The 3,882-nt window shown below is 66.6% G+C and carries 6 protein-coding genes and 1 pseudogene; 5 read left to right on the top strand and 2 right to left on the bottom strand.

Features of this window, described 5'->3' with window-relative positions; genetic code table 11:
- The first annotated feature begins 72 nt into the window (after positions 1-72).
- The 4 genes from COGEMETH_RS25225 (at position 73) to COGEMETH_RS25210 (ending at position 1,681) form a co-directional block, all read left to right on the top strand.
- Positions 73-696, top strand: a complete 624-nt coding sequence (locus tag COGEMETH_RS25225; RefSeq protein WP_238185404.1) for a hypothetical protein — start codon at positions 73-75, stop codon at positions 694-696.
- A 305-nt stretch (positions 697-1,001) separates the two neighbouring features.
- Positions 1,002-1,187 carry a hypothetical protein gene (locus tag COGEMETH_RS25220; protein WP_238185403.1) on the top strand — a complete coding sequence of 62 codons (186 nt, stop codon included), beginning with the start codon at positions 1,002-1,004 and terminating at the stop codon, positions 1,185-1,187.
- A 9-nt stretch (positions 1,188-1,196) separates the two neighbouring features.
- Positions 1,197-1,460: a hypothetical protein gene (locus COGEMETH_RS25215; RefSeq protein WP_238185402.1), complete on the top strand. Its 264-nt coding sequence runs from the start codon at positions 1,197-1,199 to the stop codon at positions 1,458-1,460.
- The gene (locus COGEMETH_RS25210) at positions 1,457-1,681 is read left to right on the top strand and encodes a hypothetical protein (protein ID WP_238185401.1); all 225 of its coding nucleotides are present in this window, start codon (positions 1,457-1,459) and stop codon (positions 1,679-1,681) included. The genes COGEMETH_RS25215 and COGEMETH_RS25210 overlap by 4 nt, the downstream gene beginning before the upstream one ends.
- A 4-nt stretch (positions 1,682-1,685) precedes the next feature.
- On the opposite strand, the pseudogene COGEMETH_RS25205 reads toward COGEMETH_RS25210, so the two are convergent.
- Positions 1,686-2,072 (bottom strand): annotated as a pseudogene (locus COGEMETH_RS25205) (SOS response-associated peptidase family protein); the annotation flags it as partial.
- Between the two features lie 157 nt (positions 2,073-2,229).
- Here COGEMETH_RS25205 and COGEMETH_RS25200 point away from each other — a divergent pair.
- Positions 2,230-2,892, top strand: a complete 663-nt coding sequence (locus tag COGEMETH_RS25200) for a class I SAM-dependent DNA methyltransferase (protein ID WP_238185400.1) — start codon at positions 2,230-2,232, stop codon at positions 2,890-2,892.
- A gap of 37 nt (positions 2,893-2,929) precedes the next feature.
- Here the strand turns inward: COGEMETH_RS25200 and COGEMETH_RS25195 are convergent.
- On the bottom strand, positions 2,930-3,882 hold a 953-nt coding region (locus tag COGEMETH_RS25195), incomplete at its 5' end, for an APC family permease (RefSeq protein ID WP_238185399.1).

The raw sequence follows: 3,882 nt of genomic DNA, 5'->3' as shown, positions 1-3,882 counted from the left end.
CTGAGTCAGTGCACTAGGTTCCTCAACGCTGACCGTGCTGGACAGCGACCAGACTACGCAAGATCATCGAGTATGCGCTTACCTGGTCTCGCCCTGTCCTTGCTGGTTGCGAGCCTCGTCCCAGCAGGCGCCCGGGCGGCCGACATTGCCCTCGATCTCGGGCACAGCACGTCAGCGTCACTGGTCAGGCTGAGCGGCACAATCCTGCCGCGTGAGCTCTACAAGGTTGAGGACGTGGTCGCAGAGGCCCGGCAGAAGCGGCCGGGTAAGCCCATCGTCTTCGTCCTGAACTCGCGCGGCGGCCATCACTTCGAGGGCATGGTCATCGGCCTGTTCCTCAAGCGGAAGGGGATCGGCACCGCTATCCCGCCGGGCGCAACTTGCGAAAGCGCTTGCGGCTCGATCTTCTTCGGTGGGTCCAATGCGAGGACGGGCAAGCCCGACCGGGTCGTCTATGAAGGTGGCCGACTGGGTGTACATCGCTGGCGGCGCGCTGACGGCGGACAACTGACTGTGCAGGAGAGCGATCGGGCGCAAGGTGGCGCGGCTTGGTTCCTCGACCAGGTCGCCATCTCTAAGGCTGTGCAGACGAAGGTCTTCGAAACGCCGCCCGCAAGCATGTACTACCTAACCGCCGAGGACTTGGCGGGCAGCACGATACCGCTCCGAAGCGCGGCGGCAGCGCCGAAGATGTGAGCTTCGACGCCGGCATGCCGAACGCCGGGCGCCGCGCCCAATGCGAGCGATATCCGCAGTTCCCACAGTCTGGCGCCGGCAACGTGATCTCGACGGCTAGCGTGGCGCTCCTCGACAGGATGGCAGGGCGCTGATCCGGCCAAGGATATATCGTGACGGACACCTACATCCTGCCCCATCCCTCAGGTAGGAGGGAAAGATTATGCCCTCACCCTTCTCCTCTAAAGATCCAACGCCTGCTATCGGCTAGCCACGTTCGCCTTGGGTCTCGTCGTCCTTGCGATGGCGTGGCTGGTGGGATGGGCATGACCGACCCCGAGCTGCTGATAGTTGCCGTGGACGGCCTACGAGACGCTGGTCACACCATCGAGTCCATAGGTGACGACCTGATGCTCTGGCAGGTTGAGGGTGGCACAGCCTTAACCGATGACGATCTGATTGCCCTTGCGATCCGGATGGGCCTGATGGACGAGTCGGGCATGGCTCGGTAGCGTCCCGGCATGCCCAGCCCTCCCACAATCAGCGAACTCCGCAAGGCCGGCGAAATCGGGGACGACGAGATCGATGCGGCCGTCGATGTGGTCATGGAGAGCCCGGAGACCAGCGCTTACCCAGTTGGTGGCGGCCATCTGCTGAACCTCGCTCTAGCGGTGCAAACGCACGATCCCACGGCAAGAGCCCTGGCTGATTCGGATCGGTCCGAGAAATTCAAGCGCAAGATGGCGCGCACCGCGATCCTGCTGGCCCGGCCGGACCGGCGATGACCAACCCGCAGTTCCGCCCGGAGCGTCGAAAGGAGACCCCCGAGGAGAGGTTTCAGGCGTGGATCGCGACCCACGCACCGCAGCCGGACCGTCGACAGCCACTCCGCGGACCCATGACGGCGCGCGAGCGGCTCAAAGCCGAAGCCTGGATCTTCCGCATCTTGTTCCTGGCCGCCACGGCGGCGTCCTACTGTATCGGGCACCGCGCCGGGTACTGGTGAAGGCTCAGGCCCCATCGCCCTGCTCACCCCGCGCGACCTCCCGCATCTCGGCGTCGGGCAGCGGGCGCTGCAGCTTCAGCGCCTCCTCGACCGGCGCATCCAGCCAAGTCCGCCATTCCTCAGGCGTGGTGAGCAGCACCGGCGTCGCCTTCGGGTGCACCGGGCCGACCATGCCGTTCGCCGGGCAGGTCAGGAAGCTGTAGAGTCGGTGCTCCTCCTCGACCCGGTCGGGGTTCTCCTTCTTCGTGCCCCGCACGCCCCTCCACGGCCGTCAGATCTCGGCGAAGGTGAACAGTGGCCGGTCGTCGTCGAGGGCGAACCACACCGGCGTCTTGCGCGCCTTCGTGTCGGCATACTCGCTGAAGGAGGTCACGGGGACGAGGCAGCGCCGCTCTGTGTCGCGCCCCGGAACTGTCCCTTCTAGGTGCAGTTGCCCCGATACCTGCCGACAGCGGTGGTCGAGGATTATCGTGCGCGACTGCAAGCCGCTCTCACGTCGCGTTCTGCTAGGGTCTGGAAGCGCCATCGTCGCTGGTGCGATGCTCGGGATGAAGGGCGCCGCGGGTGCGGAGACCGGTGCCGGCGGTTCGGCCGAGATCGCAGCGGGCCGTCGCGCGACTTCCCTCGATACGAATTATTTCAAGGGCATGTACGCCACGGATTCCGACCCCTGGCGCTTCGCCACGAGCGCGTATGAGCGGGACAAGTATGCGGCCACGCTCGCGGCGCTGCCGCGGGCCCATTACACGTCCGCCCTCGACGTTGGTTGCTCGATCGGTGTATTCACCCGCCAGCTCTGCCCGCGCTGCGACGCAGTGCTGGGGCTTGATGTGGTGCCGTCCGTTCTCGACGCTGCCCGCGTCCGCTGCGCCGATCGGCCGAACGCCCGCTTCCAGCTGGCTGCCGTCCCTGGTGAGTGGCCGGACGGGCGCTTCGATCTGATCGTGATCTCGGAAGTGGCCTACTATCTTGACCGTGCCGACCTCGCACGTCTCGTCGCGCGGGTCGGGAGCGCGTTGCTGCCAGGCGGAGACGTCGTTCTGGTGCACTGGCTCGGCGTCGCCCACTACCAGCTCTCCGGCGACGATGCCGCTGAAGGCTTCATCGCGGGCGCCCGAGGGTTCGCGCCGATCTTGAAGCAGGCACGAACCGCCGAGTATCGCCTCGACGTGTTGCGGTCGGCCGCGTCCGATGCAGGCTCCGCCCGGTAATCGCGTTCGACGCCGCTTGTCGAGCCGGAGACCCTCATCACGGGACCTTCGTCACTTCGCGCCGCGCATTCGAGGCCGTCAGGGCGTAGAGCCCCAGGCCGACCAGCATCAGGACGGCGCCGGCGAGCGATTGGAGCGGCCGGGAGACGGCGAGGTGCACCAGCATGAACAGGGTCACGGTGAGGAAGATCAGCGGCGTGATTGGATAGCCCCAAGCCCGGAACGGTCGCGGCAGGTCCGGCCGCGTGATGCGGAGCTTGATCACGCCAAGCACCGTCAGGAACGCGCAGGAGAGCAGGCCGAATTGGATAAATTCGAGCACCGCCTCGAAGCTCCGCGTGAGGAGCAGCAGGCTGGCGACGACGGCCTGGAGGAGGATCGCGGCGACCGGCACGCCGGTGGCTGAGCGGCGTGCGAGCTGGCGCAGCAGCGGCACGTCCTCGCCCATCGCCACAGTGACGCTCGGACCGATCCACATCATCGCGCCGATGGTCGGGATCAAGCCGACGCAGATCAGCAGGCCGACGATCCGCCCGCCCGCATCGCCGAAGACGTGGCGGCCGCTGATCAGGGCGACCTCGACCTGTCCTGCGACCTCCGCCACCGGCGTCGTATAGAGGAACACGGCAGTCAACATGACGTAGAGAGCCGACACGAGGCCGGTCCCGACGAACAGGGCGCGTGGCAGGCTGCGGGCCGGATCGGCCAAGTCGCCGACGATATAGGTCGCGGCGTTCCAGCCCGAATAGGCGTACATCACGAAGACGAGGCTCACCACGAAGCCGGCGCTGAAGATCCGGGCCGGGTCGGACGCGCTCGGCGCGAAGGAGACCGATCCGCCTCCGTTCCCGGCCAAGCCCGCGACAATGAAGGCCAGTATCAGCACGAGCTTGAGAAGCGTGAAGCCGACCTGGAACCTACTGGCGAGGTTCCCCCCGCCAAGCCGCACGGCCGTCACGAGCCAGACCGCCGCGAGCCCGAGAGGCAGCG

This window comes from Methylobacterium trifolii, from assembly GCF_022179685.1.
Taxonomy (GTDB): Bacteria; Pseudomonadota; Alphaproteobacteria; order Rhizobiales; family Beijerinckiaceae; genus Methylobacterium; species Methylobacterium trifolii.
This window is presented reverse-complemented; position numbering and strand designations above follow the sequence as displayed.

Excerpts from the sequence above, each read along its gene's own strand:
- COGEMETH_RS25225 (WP_238185404.1), top strand. The coding sequence starts at position 73 with ATGCGCTTACCTGGTCTCGCCCTGTCCTTGCTGGTTGCGAGCCTCGTC.
- COGEMETH_RS25220 (WP_238185403.1), top strand. The coding sequence starts at position 1,002 with ATGACCGACCCCGAGCTGCTGATAGTTGCCGTGGACGGCCTACGAGAC.
- COGEMETH_RS25215 (WP_238185402.1), top strand. The coding sequence starts at position 1,197 with ATGCCCAGCCCTCCCACAATCAGCGAACTCCGCAAGGCCGGCGAAATC.
- COGEMETH_RS25210 (WP_238185401.1), top strand. The coding sequence starts at position 1,457 with ATGACCAACCCGCAGTTCCGCCCGGAGCGTCGAAAGGAGACCCCCGAG.
- COGEMETH_RS25200 (WP_238185400.1), top strand. The coding sequence starts at position 2,230 with ATGAAGGGCGCCGCGGGTGCGGAGACCGGTGCCGGCGGTTCGGCCGAG.